This window comes from Blastococcus goldschmidtiae (assembly GCF_031845325.1).
Taxonomy (GTDB): Bacteria; Actinomycetota; Actinomycetes; order Mycobacteriales; family Geodermatophilaceae; genus Blastococcus; species Blastococcus goldschmidtiae.
In genome coordinates this window covers 34118-50878 of the sequence record NZ_JAVREI010000017.1, presented here as the reverse complement: position 1 = coordinate 50878, position 16761 = coordinate 34118, and the positions used below count along the sequence as shown (strand labels likewise).

General features: G+C 74.2%; 17 protein-coding genes and 1 riboswitch. Of the genes, 10 read left to right on the top strand and 7 right to left on the bottom strand.

All coding sequences use genetic code 11. The features are described 5' to 3' along the window. Positions 1-33: 33 nt before the first annotated feature. Positions 34-936 carry an SDR family oxidoreductase gene (locus RM425_RS18490; RefSeq protein WP_311346691.1) on the top strand — a complete coding sequence of 301 codons (903 nt, stop codon included), beginning with the start codon at positions 34-36 and terminating at the stop codon, positions 934-936. A gap of 43 nt (positions 937-979) precedes the next feature. Here the strand turns inward: RM425_RS18490 and glpK are convergent, their stop codons facing one another. After that, complete coding sequence (gene glpK, locus RM425_RS18485; RefSeq protein WP_311346690.1) at positions 980-2449, bottom strand: glycerol kinase GlpK; 1470 nt, start codon at positions 2447-2449, stop codon at positions 980-982. A gap of 83 nt (positions 2450-2532) precedes the next feature. On the opposite strand from glpK, the gene RM425_RS18480 reads away from it, so the two are divergent. The 5 genes from RM425_RS18480 (at position 2533) to RM425_RS18460 (ending at position 5104) form a co-directional block, all read left to right on the top strand. Then, positions 2533-2985 carry a RidA family protein gene (locus RM425_RS18480; RefSeq protein ID WP_311346689.1) on the top strand — a complete coding sequence of 151 codons (453 nt, stop codon included), beginning with the start codon at positions 2533-2535 and terminating at the stop codon, positions 2983-2985. After that, positions 2982-3473, top strand: a complete 492-nt coding sequence (locus tag RM425_RS18475) for a polyadenylate-specific 3'-exoribonuclease AS (protein ID WP_396137069.1) — start codon at positions 2982-2984, stop codon at positions 3471-3473. The genes RM425_RS18480 and RM425_RS18475 overlap by 4 nt, the downstream gene beginning before the upstream one ends. Positions 3474-3694: 221 nt before the next feature. Continuing rightward, positions 3695-3967 carry a hypothetical protein gene (locus RM425_RS18470; RefSeq protein ID WP_311346688.1) on the top strand — a complete coding sequence of 91 codons (273 nt, stop codon included), beginning with the start codon at positions 3695-3697 and terminating at the stop codon, positions 3965-3967. Positions 3968-4134: 167 nt separating this feature from the next. Further along, entirely contained in the window at positions 4135-4428 is a 294-nt protein-coding gene (locus RM425_RS18465) for a GlsB/YeaQ/YmgE family stress response membrane protein (protein WP_311346687.1), read from the top strand. 91 nt (positions 4429-4519) lie between these two features. After that, complete coding sequence (locus RM425_RS18460) at positions 4520-5104, top strand: GNAT family N-acetyltransferase (protein WP_311346686.1); 585 nt, start codon at positions 4520-4522, stop codon at positions 5102-5104. Positions 5105-5107: 3 nt separating this feature from the next. On the opposite strand, the gene RM425_RS18455 is transcribed toward RM425_RS18460, so the two are convergent. Next, positions 5108-6022, bottom strand: a complete 915-nt coding sequence (locus tag RM425_RS18455; protein WP_311346685.1) for an NmrA family NAD(P)-binding protein — start codon at positions 6020-6022, stop codon at positions 5108-5110. A gap of 47 nt (positions 6023-6069) precedes the next feature. Here RM425_RS18455 and RM425_RS18450 point away from each other — a divergent pair, with 47 nt between their 5' ends. From RM425_RS18450 to RM425_RS18440, 3 genes are read left to right on the top strand one after another with little or no spacing between them, the layout of a single operon-like run. Then, positions 6070-7095, top strand: coding sequence for a 6-phosphofructokinase (locus RM425_RS18450; protein WP_311346684.1), 1026 nt, complete (start codon positions 6070-6072; stop codon positions 7093-7095). 46 nt (positions 7096-7141) lie between these two features. Further along, positions 7142-8479 carry a class II 3-deoxy-7-phosphoheptulonate synthase gene (locus RM425_RS18445; RefSeq protein WP_311346683.1) on the top strand — a complete coding sequence of 446 codons (1338 nt, stop codon included), beginning with the start codon at positions 7142-7144 and terminating at the stop codon, positions 8477-8479. Beyond that, a complete protein-coding gene (locus RM425_RS18440; protein ID WP_311346731.1) occupies positions 8479-9510 on the top strand; it encodes a threonine aldolase family protein in 1032 nt (343 codons plus the stop codon). Before RM425_RS18445 ends, RM425_RS18440 begins: the two co-directional genes overlap by 1 nt. An 81-nt stretch (positions 9511-9591) precedes the next feature. On the opposite strand, the gene RM425_RS18435 is transcribed toward RM425_RS18440, so the two are convergent. The 5 genes from RM425_RS18435 to RM425_RS18415 all read right to left on the bottom strand — a co-directional run bounded on the left by RM425_RS18435 (position 9592) and on the right by RM425_RS18415 (position 16313). Further along, the gene (locus RM425_RS18435) at positions 9592-10452 is read right to left on the bottom strand and encodes an endonuclease domain-containing protein (protein WP_311346682.1); all 861 of its coding nucleotides are present in this window, start codon (positions 10450-10452) and stop codon (positions 9592-9594) included. 136 nt (positions 10453-10588) lie between these two features. After that, the gene (locus RM425_RS18430; RefSeq protein WP_311346681.1) at positions 10589-11470 is read right to left on the bottom strand and encodes a deoxyribonuclease IV; all 882 of its coding nucleotides are present in this window, start codon (positions 11468-11470) and stop codon (positions 10589-10591) included. A gap of 12 nt (positions 11471-11482) precedes the next feature. Continuing rightward, positions 11483-13456: a Stk1 family PASTA domain-containing Ser/Thr kinase gene (gene pknB / locus RM425_RS18425; RefSeq protein ID WP_311346680.1), complete on the bottom strand. Its 1974-nt coding sequence runs from the start codon at positions 13454-13456 to the stop codon at positions 11483-11485. A gap of 197 nt (positions 13457-13653) precedes the next feature. Next, positions 13654-15123 (bottom strand): glycine hydroxymethyltransferase, encoded by a 1470-nt coding sequence (locus RM425_RS18420; protein ID WP_311346679.1) that lies wholly within the window; start codon positions 15121-15123, stop codon positions 13654-13656. Between the two features lie 27 nt (positions 15124-15150). After that, a riboswitch (ZMP/ZTP riboswitch) is annotated at positions 15151-15235 on the bottom strand. A 4-nt stretch (positions 15236-15239) separates the two neighbouring features. Continuing rightward, positions 15240-16313 (bottom strand): alpha-hydroxy acid oxidase, encoded by a 1074-nt coding sequence (locus tag RM425_RS18415; protein ID WP_311346678.1) that lies wholly within the window; start codon positions 16311-16313, stop codon positions 15240-15242. A gap of 91 nt (positions 16314-16404) precedes the next feature. Between RM425_RS18415 and RM425_RS18410 the strand changes: the two genes are divergently transcribed. After that, on the top strand, positions 16405-16728 hold the full coding sequence (locus RM425_RS18410) for an Rv2175c family DNA-binding protein (protein ID WP_311346677.1): 324 nt from the start codon (positions 16405-16407) through the stop codon (positions 16726-16728). Positions 16729-16761 lie beyond the last annotated feature (33 nt).

Here is a 16761-nt window from a genome sequence, read left to right as displayed (position 1 = left end):
CAACACGAGCGCCCGGATCCCGAGGAGCCGACGATGGCCTTCCGCACGCAGCGCAGCCGCACGTCCCTGACCGGGAAGTCGGTGCTGATCACCGGCGCGGCGCGCGGCATCGGCGCCGCCCTCGCGCGCAAGGCCGCCGGACGCGGCGCCCGCGTCGCACTGGTCGGCCTCGAGCCGGACGAGCTGGCCCGCGTCGCGGACGAGCTCGGGCCGGAGCACCTGTGGGTGGAGGCCGACGTCACCGACCCCGAGGCGCTGAAGGCAGCCGTGCAGCGGACGGTGGACACCTTCGGCGGGCTGGACGTCGTGGTCGCCAACGCGGGCATCGCGCCCCTGACCACGGTGATGAAGTCGTCGGCCCACGCGCTGGCCCGAACGATCGAGGTCAACCTGACCGGCACGATGCTGACCGCGCACGCGGCGCTGCCGGAGATCGCGAAGCGCAAGGGGCACGTGCTGCTGGTCAGCTCCGCCGCGGCCTTCACGGTGCTGCCGGGCATGAGCGCCTACTGCGCGTCCAAGGCCGGCGTCGAGCGCTTCGGGGACGTGCTGCGGCTGGAGGTGGCGCACCGCGGGGTGACCGTCGGCAGTGCGCACCCGACCTGGATCGACACCGACATGGTGCGCGACACCGAGGCCGCGCTGCCCACCTTCAAGGCCGTCCGCGCGCAGCTGCCCGGGCCGCTGGGCGCGTTCACCTCGGTCGAGGCGGCTGCTGCGGCGCTGGTGGAGAACCTCGAGACCCGGGGCCGCCGGGTGTTCGTGCCGCGCTCGGTCGGCACGGTCGCGGCGCTCCGTCAGTTCGTCACGGGCACGATCGCGGAGAAGATCGTCATGAGGGCCGCGGCCACGCAGGTGCCGCAGCTCGAGCAGGACATCGCCGCGCTGGACGGCCGCGAGTTCGGCACGAACTCCGTCGGCGACCGCCGCGCATAGCCGTTCCGGCCTCCCTGCAGGGCCCCGCCGGGGAGGTCCGCTTTCAGCTGGTCCAGGAGCCGGCGCGGCCGACGGCGTCCTTCCAGCGGTCGTGCCGGCCGTCGTCCCGGAGGCCGTGGGTCGGTTCGAACCGGCGGTCCAGCGCCCAGGTCTGCGCCAGCTCGTCGGTGGAGCCCCACACCCCGGTGCCGAGCCCGGCGAGGAACGCCGCGCCCAGCGCCGTCGTCTCGGTGATCTTCGGACGACGCACCGGCACGCCGAGCTGGTCGGCCTGCAGCTGCAGCAGCAGGTCGTTGGCGCTGGCGCCGCCGTCGGCCGAGAGCTCCGGCACCGAGAGGCCGGCCTCGTCGACCATCACGTCGACGACGTCGCGCACCTCGAAGGCGAGCGCCTCGAGCGTGGCCCGTGCGATGTGCGCCCGGGTGGTCCCGCGGGTGATGCCGAGGATCGCGCCGCGGGCGTGCGGGTCCCAGTGCGGCGCGCCCATGCCGGTCAGCGCGGGCACGAAGACGACGTCGCCGGAGTCGGGCACGGTGCGCGCCAGCCCCTCGATCTCGGCCGCGGAGTCGATGAGCCCGAGCCCGTCGCGCAGCCACTGCACCGCGGCACCGGTCACGAAGATGGCGCCCTCGAGCGCGTAGACCAGACCCTGCCCGAGGTCCCAGGCCACGGTCGTCAGCAGGCCGGCGTCCGAGCGCACCGGCGTCGAGCCGGTGTTGGTGAGGACGAACGAGCCGGTGCCGTAGGTGCACTTGCTCATGCCGGGGGAGAAGCACGCCTGCCCGAACAGCGCCGCCTGCTGGTCACCGGCCATGCCGGCGATCGGCAGGGACAGCCCCAGGAAGGAGTCGGGGTCGGTGGTGCCGACGACGCCGGAGTTGGGGACCAGCTCGGGCAGCGCCGACCGGGGGACGTCGAACAGCTCGCACAGCTCGTCGGACCAGGCGCCCTTCTCCAGGTCGAACAGCAGCGTGCGGCTGGCGTTGCTGGGGTCGGTGACGTGCGCGGCGCCGCCGGTGAGGCGGGCGATCAGGTAGGAGTCGACCGTGCCCAGCGCCAGCGCGCCGCCGCGCACGTCGGACCAGAGCCGGGGCTCGTGCTCGGCGAGCCAGGCGTACTTGGTGCCGGTGAAGTACGGGTCCAGGCGCAAGCCCGTCAGCCGGGAGACGCGTTCCTCGTCGCCCCGCAGCCGGTCGCAGATGCCGGTGGTGCGGCGGTCCTGCCAGACGATCGCCGGGCGGGGGGAGTGCAACGTGCGCCGCTCCCAGACGACGGCGGTCTCCCGCTGGTCGGTGATCCCGATGCAGGTCGGTGAGTCCTCGGTGCCGGCCAGCGCCTCGCGGCAGGCTGCGACCGTCGCCGTCCAGATGTCGTCGGGTTCGTGCTCGACCCATCCCGGGCGGGGGAAGAGCTGGGCGAACTCGCGGTAGCCGCGGGAGAGGACGTCGCCGTCCTCGCCGACGACCAGCGCCGTCACCCCGGTGGTTCCTGCATCGATGGCCAAGACCGGCATGGCGGCGAACCTAACGCCTGAGCCGGGGGCCGGGCACACCGCTCCGGACGACACCGCCCCGCCGGTGACCCATGATCGACGCCGTGACCACAGGCATCGAGCTCGTCCGCCCGCCGACGCTGAGCCCCACGGCGCCGTACGCGTACGCCGCCGTCACCGACCCCGGCCGCATGGTCTTCACCGCCGGCGCCTGCCCCCTGGACGCCGACGGTGCCACGGTGGCCGTGGGCGACGTCGCCGGCCAGGCACGGCAGGTGATGACCAACCTGACGACGGCGCTGGAGGCCGCCGGTGCGGGGCTCCCCGACGTCCTGAAGACGACGGTGTACGTGGCGACCACCGAGCGCGACGACCTCCTCGCTGCCTGGCAGGTGGTGCGGGAGGCCCTCGGCGACCACGACGCGCCCAGCACCCTGGTCGGCGTGACCGTGCTCGGCCATCCCGACCAGCTCGTCGAGGTGGAGGCGGTGGCCGTGCGCGACAGCTGGAACGAGCCGGCCCCGCCGCACGACGGCGACACGGTGACCGGCGCATGAGCGTGCGGCGCTTCTTCTACGACACCGAGTTCATCGAGGACGGCACCACCATCGACCTCGTCTCCATCGGGGTGGTCGACGAGACGGGGCGGGAGTTCTACGCCGTCAGCACCCAGTTCGACGAGCGCAAGGCCATCCCGTGGGTGCGGCGCAACGTGCTCGACCAGCTGCCCCCTCCGGCGGACAGGGCGTGGCGCAGCCGCGAGCGCATCCGCGAGGATCTGCTGGCTTTTCTCACCGGCCCGGGCGAGGAGATCGAGCTCTGGGCGTGGTTCGCCGCCTACGACCACGTCGCGCTGGCCCAGCTGTGGGGCGCGATGCCCGCCCTGCCGCGGTCCATCCCGCGGTTCACCCGCGAGCTCCGCCAGCGCTGGGACGACGGCGGGCAGCCGCCGCTGCCGCCCAAGCCGGAGGGAACGCACGACGCGCTGGTCGACGCCCGCTACAACCTGGCGCGCTGGCGGGCCATGGAGGCGGCACGGGGCTGAGGCCGGCCGACGGGTCCGCACCGGGCGCCGGCCGACCGGCCGGCGCCGCTGCCGGGACCCGGCAGGAAAGGGGTCGGACAGTCGTCCGTGCCGGCACCTGCCGTGGCGCCCCGTCCCCCACCTGGCGTCGGGGGATGACACGGATCGCCCTTCGGCCGCATCGCCTCCGAGCCGGCGCCCCGCTGCCGGCGCACTCCGCGGCGTCCGGTGGGAGTGGGGGATTGGCGCTGGAGATCCACCGGATCGGATCGCAACCGCTCGTGGTCGTGTCCGGTGAGCTGGACCTCGCCGGGAAGGACCTCCTCGAGGCCCTTCTCGCGCACGTCCGGGCGAGTTCCTCCGGACCGATCGAGGTGGACCTGGGACGGGTGCCCTTTGCCGACACCCACGGGCTGGAGCCGGTGCTCGGGCCCGACGTGGTGGTCGTCGCCGCCTCGCCGGCCGTCACGCGCCTCCTGCGGCACCTGGACGTCCCGCTCCGCCTGTCCTCGTGAGCCGGCCCGGGTGGCGGCCGGCGGCTGAGCGGCCCCCTGCACGCTCCACCTTGGCCGGGGCCCGGCAGCACCGGCGCCCGGAATCCTGCCCGTTCCCTTCCGGCTGCCCGCCCGCCTGCGAGGACATGTCTCCGGACGTCCCGTCGACCGTTCTCTCGGAGGTTCGCGTGCTCTCACTGATCTGGCTGCTCGTCGTCGGTCTCGTCGCCGGTTTCCTGGCCCGGGCACTGGTGCCCGGCAAGGACCCCATGAGTCTTGCGGGGACACTGCTCCTCGGCGTGAGTGGCTCCGTGGTCGGCGGACTCGTCCTGGGGCTGCTCTTCGGCGGCTTCCGTGACCGCGGCTTCAGCCCCGCCGGGATCATCGGGTCGGTCCTGGGCGCCGTGCTCGTCCTGGTCGTCTACAACCGGGTCTCCGCCAGGCGGGGGATGGACGGCCCCGCGCGCCGCGGTGCCCTCTGACCGAGCCGTGACCTCCCGGTCTCGCGATGGCGGGTGCGGTCGGCGCCCGCCGCAGTGGTGCGCCGGAGGGACATCCGGAACGCTGCACGTCGTGGCAGAGATCAGCGCCGTCCAGGCGCGCACCGTGCTGGCCCGCGCCTTCGCGGACGACCCGCTGATGGTGTGGTTCTTCCCGGACGCCGAGGTCCGGCCGCACGCGTGCGCCGCGATGTTCGGGCTGCTGGCCGAGCACTACCTCGCCGACGGGCGGGTCGACGTCGCGTCGCGCACCGGGCCGGTGGCGGTGGCCATGTGGCGGTGGCCGGGGCCCGGTGCGGACGGCGGGGCCGGGCCGGAGGAGCTGCCCTCGATGGGCGGGCTGCTCGCGGCGTTCATGGGACCCGCGCGGGCGCAGGAGGTCGGCGTGGCGATGGGCACGCTCGCTGCGTTCCGGCCGCCGGAGCCGCACGCGTACCTGCACCTGCTCGGCGTCTCCCCGGACGCCGCCCGGCAGGGCATCGGCGGCGAGCTCCTGGACCGGGGGCTGGCCGCGGTGCGGGCCGCCGGTCTGGTCGCCTGCCTGGACACGATGAACCCGGCCAACGTGCCCTTCTACGAGGCGCACGGCTTCTCGGTCCGCGCCGAGGTGGAGCTCGGCCCCGACGGCCCCACGACCTGGTCGATGGCCACCGGCTGACGCTCAGCCCCGCAGGTGCGCCCAGTCGTCGGGGTGCGCGCGCAGCTGCTCGGCGACCGTGCGCGCCGGGTGGCCGGTCAGCCGGAGGACGACGTCGGTGACGGTCGCCAGCTCACCGGCGGCGATGGCCAGGTAGCTGCTCACCCACCCCTCGATCTCCCAGTCGGGGTGACCGGAGGGCCGGCGGGTCTCCCAGGCCTGCGACTCGGTCTGCCGGCGGTACTCCGCGGGCCGGCCGGTCACCTCGGCCAGCACCGCCGCGGCCTCGGCCAGGGTGAGCGCCTCGGGACCGGTGACCTCGAGCGCCTCGCCGTCCAGCTCGTGGTCGTCGCGCAGCAGGACCGCGGTGCCGACGTCGGCCAGGTCGTCGCGGGACACGAATCCGGTCCGGCCCTCCCCGGCAGGTGCGGCGATCACCGCGCGGTCGCCCTCGGTCACGGCGAAGAAGGGGACGAAGTCGGCGTACATGCTGTGCCGCAGGATCGTGTGCCGGACCCCCGTGGCGCGGATGGCCTCCTCGGTGGCGCTGTGGTGGCGCACCAGCGTGAACGTCGGCTCCGGCCGGTCGGCGCCGACGAACGAGGTGTAGACGATGCGCCGCACCCCCGCGGCGGCGGCCTCCACGGCGGTGAGGTGCTGCTGCAACCGGTCCTCGGCCTCGGCCGCCGACACGAGGTACAGGGTGTCGACGCCGGTCAGCGCCGTCCGCAACCCGGCGCCGTCGGCATAGCCACCAGGGACCGCGACGACGTCGGCGCCGGGTAGCCGCGGCGCACGCGAGGGATCGCGGACCACCAGCCGCAGGGTCGCTCCGGCCGCGGAGAGCCGGGCCGCCACGCGACCGCCCACCGCTCCGGTCGCGCCGGTCACCGCGATCGTGCGCGTGCGGTCCTTCGCGGGCTCTCCCTGCGGCATCATGACCGGCGACAACCCCCTAGCGGGCCGACTGCTTCCCGGAGGTACGCGTGCGCATCGGCATCCTGACCGGGGGCGGCGACTGCCCCGGCCTCAACGCGGTCATCCGGGCGGTGGTCCGCAAGGGCATCGGCCGGCACGGCGACGAGATCGTCGGCTTCCGGGACGGCTGGCGCGGGGTGCTCGAGGGCGACACGGTGCCGCTCGACCTCGCCGCCGTGCGCGGGATCCTCCCGCGTGGCGGCACGGTGCTGGGCACCTCGCGCACCAACCCCTACGCGGTGGAGGGCGGGCCCGAACGCGTGCTGGCCACGCTCGACCGGCTGGGCATCGACGCGCTGATCCCCATCGGCGGCGAGGACACGCTCGGGGTCGCCACCCGGCTGGCCGAGGCGGGCGTGGCCGTCGTCGGTGTGCCGAAGACGATCGACAACGACCTCGACGCCACCGACTACACCTTCGGCTTCGACACCGCCGTGGGGGTCGCCATGGAGGCGATCGACCGGCTGCACACCACCGGCGACAGCCACCACCGCACGCTGGTGGTCGAGGTGATGGGGCGGCATGCCGGCTGGATCGCCCTGCACGCGGGCATGGCCGGTGGCGCCAACGTCGTCCTCATCCCGGAGAAGCCCTTCGACGTCGACGCCGTCGTCGCCCACTGCGTCTCGCGGTTCGAGTCGGGGTTCTCGCCGATCGTCGTCGTCTCCGAGGGGGCGGCCCCGAAGGACGGCGGCCTGATGCTCGCCGCGGGGGAGAAGGACGCGTTCGGCCACGTCCGCCTCGGCGGGATCGGGGCGGCGCTGGCCGCGGTCCTGGAGGAGCGCACCGGCCGCGAGGCGCGGGCGGTCGTGCTGGGGCACGTACAGCGCGGCGGCACGCCGTCGCCCTTCGACCGCGTGCTGGCCACCCGCTTCGGGCTGGCGGCGATCGACGCCGCACACGACGGGCAGTCGGGGATCATGGTGGCGCTGCGGGGCACCGACATCGTCCGCGTGCGGCTGAGCGAGGCCACCGCCCAGCTCAAGCTCGTGCCCCCGGAGCGCTACGCCGAAGCCGAGGTGTTCTTCGGGTGAGGCGTCTCTCTCGGGCGGATCGGGCGAGCGCCGTACCCTCAGAGGCGTGAGTTCCCCCGTCAGCGCCGAGCAGGTACCCGGTCTCGACCGGTGGCGGGAGCTGCCCGCCGCCCAGCAGCCGGCGTGGCCCGACCGCCCGGCGCTCGACGCGGTGCTCGGCACCCTGTCGACCGTGCCGCCGATCGTCGCGCCGAGTGAGGTGGACGCCCTGCGCGCCCAGCTCGCCGACGTGGCCCGCGGCAAGGCGTTCCTGCTCCAGGGCGGCGACTGCGCGGAGACCTTCGACCTCAACACCGAGCCGCACCTGCAGGCCACCACGCGGACGCTGCTGCAGATGGCCGTCGTCCTCACCTACGGGGCCAGCGTCCCGGTGGTGAAGGTCGGCCGGGTGGCCGGTCAGTACGCCAAGCCGCGCTCGTCGGACACCGACGCGCTCGGGCTGCCCTCCTACCGCGGCGACATGGTCAACGACCTCGAGCCGGTGCTGGAGAAGCGCATCCCCGACCCGTACCGGCTGGTGCGGGCCTACGCGAACTCCGCGGCGGCGATGAACATGATCCGCGCCTACGCCAAGGGCGGCCTGGCCGACCTGCACGCCGTGCACAACTGGAACCAGGACTTCGTCGCCAGCTCGCCGGCCGGGGTGCGGTACGAGGTCATCGCCCGCGAGATCGACCGGGCGCTGGCGTTCATGAAGGCCTGCGGCGTCGACTCCGAGGCCCTGCGCGCCGTCGAGCTGTACAACTCCCACGAAGCGCTGATCCTCGACTACGAGCGGGCGCTGCTGCGCATGCACGAGGGCCGCCCGTACGCGCTCTCCGCCCACTTCGTGTGGGTGGGGGAGCGCACCCGGCAGATGGACGGCGCGCACATCGAGTTCGTGTCGAAGCTGGCCAACCCGATCGGGGTCAAGATCGGTCCGACGACGACGCCGGAGCAGGCGACCGAGCTCGTCGAGCGGCTCGACCCCGACGGCGTGCCCGGCCGGCTGACGCTGATCAGCCGGATGGGCAACGGCAAGATCCGCGACGTGCTGCCGGCCATCGTGGAGAAGGTCACCGCCAGCGGGCACGAGGTCGTGTGGCAGTGCGACCCGATGCACGGCAACACCCACGAGTCGCCCAGCGGCTACAAGACCCGCCACTTCGACCGCGTCGTCGACGAGGTGCTCGGCTTCTTCGACGTGCACCGCGGGCTGGGCACCTGGCCCGGCGGCATCCACGTGGAGCTGACCGGCGAGGACGTCACCGAGTGCCTCGGCGGGGCCATGGAGATCAGCGACGCGGACCTCAACAGCCGGTACGAGACCGCCTGCGACCCGCGGCTGAACACCGGGCAGTCGCTGGAGCTGGCGTTCCTGGTCGCGGAGATGCTGCGGGGTTGATGATGCCCACCCCACCGCCCCCTGCCGAGGTCGTCGACCTCCGTTCCGACACGGTCACCAAGCCGACCGCCGGGATGCGGCGGGCCATGGCCGAGGCGGAGGTCGGGGACGACGTCTACGCCGAGGACCCGACGACGACCGCGCTCGAGGAGCGCGTCGCGGACCTGTTCGGCGCCGAGGCGGCGCTGTTCGTGCCGAGCGGGACGATGGGCAACCAGATCGGCATGCGCCTGGTCTGCGAGCCGGGCCAGGAGGTGCTCTGCGACGCCGACGCGCACGTGGTCACCTACGAGATGGGTGCTGCGGCGGCGATCTTCGGGATCTCGACGCGCACCGTCGTCTCGGACGGGGGTCGGCTGGACGCCGCTCAGCTCATCGAGCAGGTCCGGCCCCGGGACAACTGGCACCTGACGGCCACCGCGGCGATCGCGGTGGAGAACACCCACAACCGCGGCGGCGGGCTGGTCCAGCCGCTCGACCAGCTGCAGGCGCTGTGGAACTGGTCCCGGCAGGCCGGCGTCGCCGTGCACCTGGACGGCGCGCGCATCTGGAACGCCTCCGTCGCCTCCGGCGTCGACCTGGCGACCTACGGCCGGCTGGCCGACACCGCATCGGTCTGCTTCTCCAAGGGCCTGGGGACGCCGGTCGGCTCGGTGCTGCTCGGCTCGGCGGAGCGGATCGCGACCGGCCGGCTCTGGCGCAAGCGGCTGGGCGGCGGGATGCGCCAGGTCGGTGTGCTGGCCGCGGCGTGCCTGTACGCGCTGGACCACCACCTGCCGCGGCTGCACGAGGACCACGAGCACGCGCAGCTCCTCGGCAAGCGCATGGGCGTGGACCCCGCGTCGGTGGAGACCAACATGGTCGTGCTGGACGACGTCAACGCACCGGTCGTCGCCGAGGCGGCCAAGGCCCAGGATGTGCTCGTCTCGCAGGTCAGCGCCCGCAAGCTCCGCCTGGTCACGCACCTGGACGTCGACCGCGCGGGCATCGACCGCGCCGCCGACGTCCTGACGGAGCTCCTCGACCGCTGACCCGCTGACCCGCTGATGCGTGATCACCACGTGCTGGTGGTGGTCGGAACGACGACGCGGGCAGCCTCGTGTGCGTGCTGATCATGCGGTCAGCGCAGCCGCTATCCGGGCGAGGAGCGCTCCGGGGTCCCGCATGTCCGCGGCGGTGACGAAGAGGACCCGCCACCCGGCGGCCATCAAGCGGTTCATGCGGGCGCGGTCCTTGCTGAGCTGTGACGGTTCTCCGTGCCAGGCGCCGTCGTACTCGACGGCCAGCTTCTGCTCCGGGAACGCGAAGTCGACCCGTGCCACGAAGCGCCGGTCGTGCCGGATCTCGAGCTGGGCAACGGGCACCGGCAGCGAGCTCCGGTGGATCAGCAACCGCAGACGGGTCTCCGGAGGCGACTGGGCCAAGCCATCGGCGAGCCCCGCCACCTGCCGAGCCTGGGCGCTTCCTCGGCAGCGGGGGAGCCGGGTGGCCGCCGCTCGCACGTCGCCGAGGAATGCCACCCGGTGGTGGACGAGGCGGTCGAGGAGCACGACGGCGTCGTCCAGCGGGCCACGGCGGATGAGGTCGAGGGCCGTCCGGGTCCGGTCGGTGTACCGCAGGCGGCCGTCGGTCACCACGTCGTGCGACAGGCCTGCCTGCCGGACCACGACCCCTGGCCCGGGGTTCCACCGCACCACGGGCGGGAGGATCAGTTCCACGGGGTCGTCCGGGCCGGCGAGGGGGCCGCGCATGCTCCACCACGACGCCGCCGTTGCACCGGCGAACACGGCCTTCCGCGGTGCGGCAAGGGCGACGGCCCGCGTCATGAGCTCGTGCGTGATGTGCAGGCGGGCGTCGCAGTGGACATCCTGGCGAAGCCGTCGCCACCGCGATCCGCGCAGCTGTGACCGGGTGATGGAGCCGCACCGGAGGGCGTCGCTGCCGCGGAAGACGTCGCCATGGGGAAGTGCCACGGTCGAGAACGATCGTCGACCGCGGCCAGGGACTCAGGCGCCGTCCACAGGCAAGATCATCACGCACAGGTGGCTGCCCCATCCGCACGCGCGACAGCCCTCAGTGCGGAGTGATCATGGGCCGGGGGACCCCGCGTCAGTCCGGGATGAGGGAGTTGAGCAGTTTGATGTCGGCGGCGTGGCCACCGCACGGATCGCCGTCCTTGAGGCTGGGCGTCTCGACGACGACGGGGACGCCGGCCGTCGAGGGGTGGGCGAGCAGCTCCGCGAACGGCGCGACGCCGATCGAGCCCTCGCCGATCGTGGTGTGCCGGTCGCGCTTGGACCCGCACCCGTCGAGGGAGTCGTTGGCGTGCACCAGCCCGAGCCGGCCCGGGCCCACGGTGGCCTCCAGCAGGTCCAGGGTCGCGGTCATGCCGCCCGGCGCCACCAGGTCGTGCCCGGCCGCCCAGATGTGGCAGGTGTCGAAGCAGACGCCGACCAGCGGGTGGTTCTCGAGCGCGGCGAAGTACGGGCCGAGCTCCTCGACGGTGGCCGCCAGCGCCTTGCCGCCGCCGGCGGTCGGCTCGATCAGCAGCCGCGGCCCGTCCGGATCCGCCGCCTCGAGCACCGGCAGCAGCCGTTCGCGCAGCTGCCCCAGGGCCTGCTCGTAGCGGTCCTCCCCGACGGCGGAGCCGGCGTGCACGACGACGCCCTGGCAGCCCAGCTGCGCACCGCGCCGCAGGTTGTGCGCGATGGAGGCGAGGGACTGCTCGACGGTCGCCGCGGTGGGCGATCCGACGTTGACGAGGAACGGGGTGTGGATGAACGACGGGATCCCGCGCTCGCTGCACCCGGCCGTGAACAGCGCGTCCTGGGCCGGGTCGCCCGGGGTGAGCTTCCAGCCCCGGGGGTTGCCGACGAACACCTGCACGGCGGCGGCGCCGACGGCGTCGGTGTAGGGGAGGCCGCCCTTGGCCAGGCCGCCCTTGATCTGGATGTGCGCGCCGATCGGGGGCACGCGCCGGGAGGTGCTCACTGTGGGGGCGGCCTATCCGAAGGTCAGGAGGATCGTGACCGTGGTGCCCTGCTCGACGGTCTCGCCGGGCTTCACGCTCTGCCGGAAGACGCGGTCGCCGAAGAACCGGGTGGACTCGGCCTGCAGGCCCACTGCCTGCAGTGCAGCGGTCGCCTCGGCCTCGCTCATGCCCACGACGTCGGGCACCTCCACCAGCGGGACACCGGCCGAGACCTGGATCGTCACGGTGCTCCGGTAGGGCGCCTGCCTGCCCGGCGCCGGGGTGACGGCCATGACCTCGCCCTTGTCGACCTCGGCGCTGCGGCCGTCCTCGCCCCGCGACACCTCGAAGCCCAGTGCCCGCAGGTTGGCGGTCGCCTGCTCGGGCGTCTGGCCGGTCACGTCCGGCACCGCCTCCGGCGCGTGCCCCTTGCTGACCAGCATGGTGAGCACCTGCTCGCGCTGCAGCGGGGTGCCCACGGGCGGGTCGAAGCCGGTCACCAGGCCGGCGGCCACCTCGTCGTCGAAGACCTCGGTGCGGGTGATCTGCACCGGGACGCTCTCCTGCAGCTCCGCCTCGACCTCGTCGGCCGGGCGGCTGACGAGGTCCGCCGCGACGACGTAGCGCTCCTGCCCCTTGGACACCACGACCTCGACGTCGGTGCCCCGGATGGCCTCGCCGCCGGCCGCAGGGTCGATGGAGATCACGGTGCCGGCGGGGATGGTTTCGCTGAACTGCTCCACCACCGGCTCGGGGTCGAGGCCTGCCTCCTGCAGCAGGTCCACGGCCGCTTCGCGGGACTTGCCGACCAGGTCGGGCACGTCGGTCCACCGGCCGCTGCCCAGCCACCAGCCGACGGCGCCGATGGTGACGGCCAGGAGCAGCACGAGGGCGACGGCGAAGCGGGCACGGCGGCGACGGATGTGCTGCGGCACGCCGGGGCGCGCGCGGTCCACCCCGGGGCGGCGTCCGCCGACGTCCGTGGTCGGGCCGGCGCCCATGCCCGGGAGGGTGCTGGTGCGGCCGCTGCGCTGGGCACCGAGGACGGCGGTGCCCGGGTCGCTGGGGTGGCGCGGGCGGGTCGGGCGGTTGGTGGGGCGGAGCGTGCCGGGGCCGGCGGTACTGCGCCCGGTGGGCACCGGGACCGCCTCGATGCCGAGGTCCTTGCGGACGGCGAGCAGCTCGGCGAGGAAGGCGCCGGCGTCGATCGGCCGGCCGGCCGGGTCGCGACGGGTGCCGCGGCCGACCAGCTCGTCGACCAGCCAGGGCAGTCCGGGCACCTCGGCCGACGGCGCGGGCACGTCGTGGTGCACGTGCTGGTAGGCGACCGCGAGAGGCGTGTCACCGCCGTACGGCGGGTGCCCGGTGAGCATCTCGTAGAGCACGATGCCGGCGGCGTAGATGTCGCTGCGCGCATCGGCGCGGCCGCGCTCGAGCTGCTCGGGGGAGAGGTAGGCCACGGTGCCGATGAGCACGCCGCCGGTCTGGCTGGTCTGCCCGCTGCCGACGACGGCGCGCGCCAGCCCGAAGTCGGCGACCTTCACCACGCCGTCGATGCCGATGAGCACGTTCTCCGGCTTGATGTCCCGGTGCACGATGCCCGCCCGGTGGGCGGCGGTGAGCCCGGACAGCACCGGCTCCAGGACGGCGAACGCCTCGCCCACGGTCAGCCGGCCGCGTGCGGTGAGCAGGTCGCGCAGCGTGCGCCCGCGGACCAGCTCCATGACGAGGAACACCAGGCCCTGGTCGCTGCCCTGGTCGCTCACGCCGACGACGTTCGGGTGGCTGAGCATCGCGGCGGCCCGCGCCTCGCGGGTGAACCGGTCGACGAAGGTGGGGTCGTGGGCCAGGTGCTCGGCCATGACCTTGACCGCGACGGTCTTGTGCAGCCGCAGATCGGTGGCCGAGTAGACGGTGGACATGCCGCCGCGGGCCACCCGTTCCTCGAGGCGGTAGCGCCCCTCGAGAACGAGGCCGACCACGGGGTCGGTCACGACGGTGTCCACCCGACCGAGTGTAGGAGCGCCGACGGTCGACCGGGCCCCACACGCGGGAGGTCGGCCGGTGGGCCGGGATCTCCTGTCACACCGGCCCCAGGGGGAGGGGTGCGGGGATCGGGGACCCTGATCATCGAGCGTCCTCCCGCACCGCGGGACGTGCGGGAGGACGCGTCACGATCAGGGTCCCCGATCCCGGCAACGGCTCAGGCCAGGTCGAGGCCCGGGTACAGCGGGTGGGCGCTGAGCAGCTCGGCGGTGGCCGCGCGCGTCCGGTCGGCGAGGCCGTCGGTCAGCACGTACTTCGCCTTGGAGACGCCGCCGTCGCGCGTGGCGGTGGGGGTGGCGCCGCGCAGGACGTCGACGATCAGCTCCGCCGTCCGGTCGAACTCGGCCGCGCCGAACCCGCGCGTGGTCAGCGCCGGGGTGCCCAGCCGGACGCCGGAGGTGTACCAGGCGCCGTTCGGGTCGGCCGGGATGGCGTTGCGGTTGGTGACGATGCCGGCGTCCAGCAGCGCGGACTCGGCCTGCCGCCCGGTGAGCCCGAAGGCGGTGACGTCGAGCAGCACGAGGTGGTTGTCGGTGCCGCCGGTGACCAGCCGGGCGCCCCGGCCGGTGAGCCCCTCGGCCAGGCTCTGCGCGTTGTCGGCGACGGCCTGCGCGTAGCCGGCGAACGCGGGCTGACGGGCCTCGGCGAAGGCGACGGCCTTGGCGGCCATCACGTGCGGCAGCGGGCCGCCCAGCACCATGGGGCAGCCGCGGTCGACGGCGTCGGCGAACTCGGGCTGGGCCAGCACGAACCCGCCCCGCGGGCCGCGCAGCGACTTGTGGCTGGTGCTGGTGACGACGTGGGCGTGCGGCACCGGGTCGAAGTCGCCGGTGAGCACCTTGCCCGCCACCAGGCCGGCGAAGTGCGCCATGTCGACGACGAAGGTGGCGCCCACCTCGTCGGCGATCTCGCGCATCGTCGCGAAGTTCACCCGGCGCGGGTAGGCCGAGTAGCCCGCCATCATGATCAGCGGCTTGAACTCCCGGGCCCGGGCGCGGACGGCGTCGTAGTCGAGCAGTTCGGTGGCCGGGTCGGTGCCGTAGGAGGACTGCTCGAACATCTTGCCGCTGATGTTCGGGCGGAAGCCGTGGGTGAGGTGCCCGCCGGCGTCCAGGGACATGCCGAGCATGCGCTGGTCGCCCAGGGCGCGGCGCAGGGTGGCCCAGTCGGCGTCGGTGAGGTCGTTGACGTGCCGGACGCCGGCCTGCTCGAGCGCCGGGAGCTCCACCCGCTGGGCGAGCACGGCCCAGAAGGCGACCAGGTTGGCGTCGATGCCGGAGTGCGGCTGGACGTAGGCGTAGGGCGCGCCGAACAGCTCGCGGGCGTGCTCGGCGGCGAGGGACTCGACGGTGTCGACGTTCTGGCAGCCCGCGTAGAAGCGGTGCCCCACGGTGCCCTCGGCGTACTTGTCGCTGAACCAGTTGCCCATGGTCAGCAGCACGGCGGGGCTGGCGTAGTTCTCGCTGGCGATGAGCTTGAGCGACTCGCGCTGGTCGGTGAGCTCCTGGCTGATCGCGGCGGCGACCCGCGGCTCGACCGCACCGATCACCGACAGCGCGCTGCGGTAGGCGTCCGAGGCCGTGGCGGCGTCGAAGGCGGTGGCGTGGGTGGAAGGCACGGTGGTCATGGGGGTCTCCTGGCCGGCGTCGTCAACAGGGGGCGCCCAGGCGCGCGGCAGGGATCTCGCGGACCGCTCCCCGGTGGTTGCCCACCTCTGTGCGCCAGTCACGGCCCGGGTCGAGGTTATCGCGCGGGGACGACGGTGTCGCGGGGCACCGACCGGACGTCGTCGACGCCACACAGCGCCATGGTGTGCGCCAGCTCCTCGGCCAGGCCCGAGAGGACACCGGCCACGCCGTCGGCGCCGCCGGTGGCCAGCCCCCAGATGGTGGGCCGGGCGACGAAGACCGCCCGCGCGCCCAGGGCGAGGGCGGTGAGCACGTCGGAGCCGGTCCGTACGCCGCCGTCGGCGTAGACCTCCACCTCCTCGCCCACCGCCTCGACCACCTCCGGGAGGGCGTGCGCGCTGGGGACGGCCGGGTCGACCTGCCGCCCGCCGTGCGTCGACACCCAGACGGCCGAGGCGCCCGCCCGCACGCACCGGACGGCGTCGTCGCCGCGGAGCACGCCCTTGACCACCACGGGCAGGCCGGAGAGCTCACCGAAGCGGGCGATGTCGTCGAAGGTCCACGTCGCCGTCGCCAGGTCCTGCAGCGTGGGCCGGTCCCCGTCGGCCGGGTGGTTGGCCATCCGCAGGCCGGCCGGCAGGGCGAAGTCGTGCCGGAGGTCGCGGTGGCGGCGGCCGAGCAGCGGCAGGTCGACGGTGAGCACGAGCGCCGCGTAGCCGGCGTCCCCGGCTCGGCGGGCGAGGTCGTCGGTGTGCCGGCCCGAGTGCAGCCGGTAGAGCTGGAACCACCGGGGCGAGCCGGGGATCTCCGTCGCGACCTCCTCGAGGGTGTGCGTGGCGCTGGTCGAGAGGGTCATCAGCGAGCCGGCGGCTGCCGCACCGCGGGCGGTGGCGAGCTCGCCGTCGGGATGGGCCATGCCCTGGTAGGCCCACGGCGCGACGCCGATGGGGGAGCTGACCGGGGCGCCCAGCACCTCGGTCGCCAGCGGGACGGAGGTGACCCCGCGCAGGACGCGCGGGCGCAGCCGCCACGACCGCCAGGCGTCAGGTGCCTCGCGCAGCGTCGTCTCGGTCTCCGCGCCGCCGGCGTAGTAGTCGAAGACGTCCGCGGGCAGCAGCTCGCGCGCGGCGTCCTCGAGCCGGTCCAGGTCGAGGAAGGGCGGCTCGGGGCCCAGGCTTTCGGAGGGCATGGCCTCGGAGGTCGGCTCCCCGACGGCGCGGCGTCGTTGTCCCGGCACCGGGCTGTCAGCGGGTCGTGGAGGCGCCATAGGCTCGCACCTTATGGACACGTTCACCCCCGCGGAGGTCGCCCAGCTCCTGGGCACCTCGCCGAACCGGGTCCGGCAGCTGCTGCGTGACCGGAAGCTGATGGCCGTCCCCGGCAGCGGCAACGGCAAGATCCCCGCCGCCTTCGTCCAGGACGGCGTGATCCTCAAGCACCTGCCGGGGCTGCTGACCGTCCTCCAGGACGGTGGCTTCACCGACGAGCAGGCCTTCGAGTGGCTGTTCCGCGAGGACGACACGCTCCCCGGGACGCCGGTGCAGGCGCTGCGCGACGACCGGCACACCGAGGTCACCCGCCGGGCCCAGGCCCTGGCGTTCTGACCCGGGTGCATCCGCGGCCGGCCCCGGCGCGGA

What these genes read in the sequence shown, in the direction of transcription:
- RM425_RS18475 (WP_396137069.1), top strand. Translation starts at nt 2,982, where the DNA reads ATGAGCGTGCGGCGCTTCTTCTACGACACCGAGTTCATCGAGGACGGC.
- glpK (WP_311346690.1), bottom strand. Translation starts at nt 2,449, where the DNA reads ATGCCGGTCTTGGCCATCGATGCAGGAACCACCGGGGTGACGGCGCTG.
- RM425_RS18415 (WP_311346678.1), bottom strand. Translation starts at nt 16,313, where the DNA reads ATGCCCTCCGAAAGCCTGGGCCCCGAGCCGCCCTTCCTCGACCTGGAC.
- RM425_RS18490 (WP_311346691.1), top strand. Translation starts at nt 34, where the DNA reads ATGGCCTTCCGCACGCAGCGCAGCCGCACGTCCCTGACCGGGAAGTCG.
- RM425_RS18440 (WP_311346731.1), top strand. Translation starts at nt 8,479, where the DNA reads ATGATGCCCACCCCACCGCCCCCTGCCGAGGTCGTCGACCTCCGTTCC.
- RM425_RS18410 (WP_311346677.1), top strand. Translation starts at nt 16,405, where the DNA reads ATGGACACGTTCACCCCCGCGGAGGTCGCCCAGCTCCTGGGCACCTCG.
- RM425_RS18455 (WP_311346685.1), bottom strand. Translation starts at nt 6,022, where the DNA reads ATGATGCCGCAGGGAGAGCCCGCGAAGGACCGCACGCGCACGATCGCG.
- RM425_RS18420 (WP_311346679.1), bottom strand. Translation starts at nt 15,123, where the DNA reads ATGACCACCGTGCCTTCCACCCACGCCACCGCCTTCGACGCCGCCACG.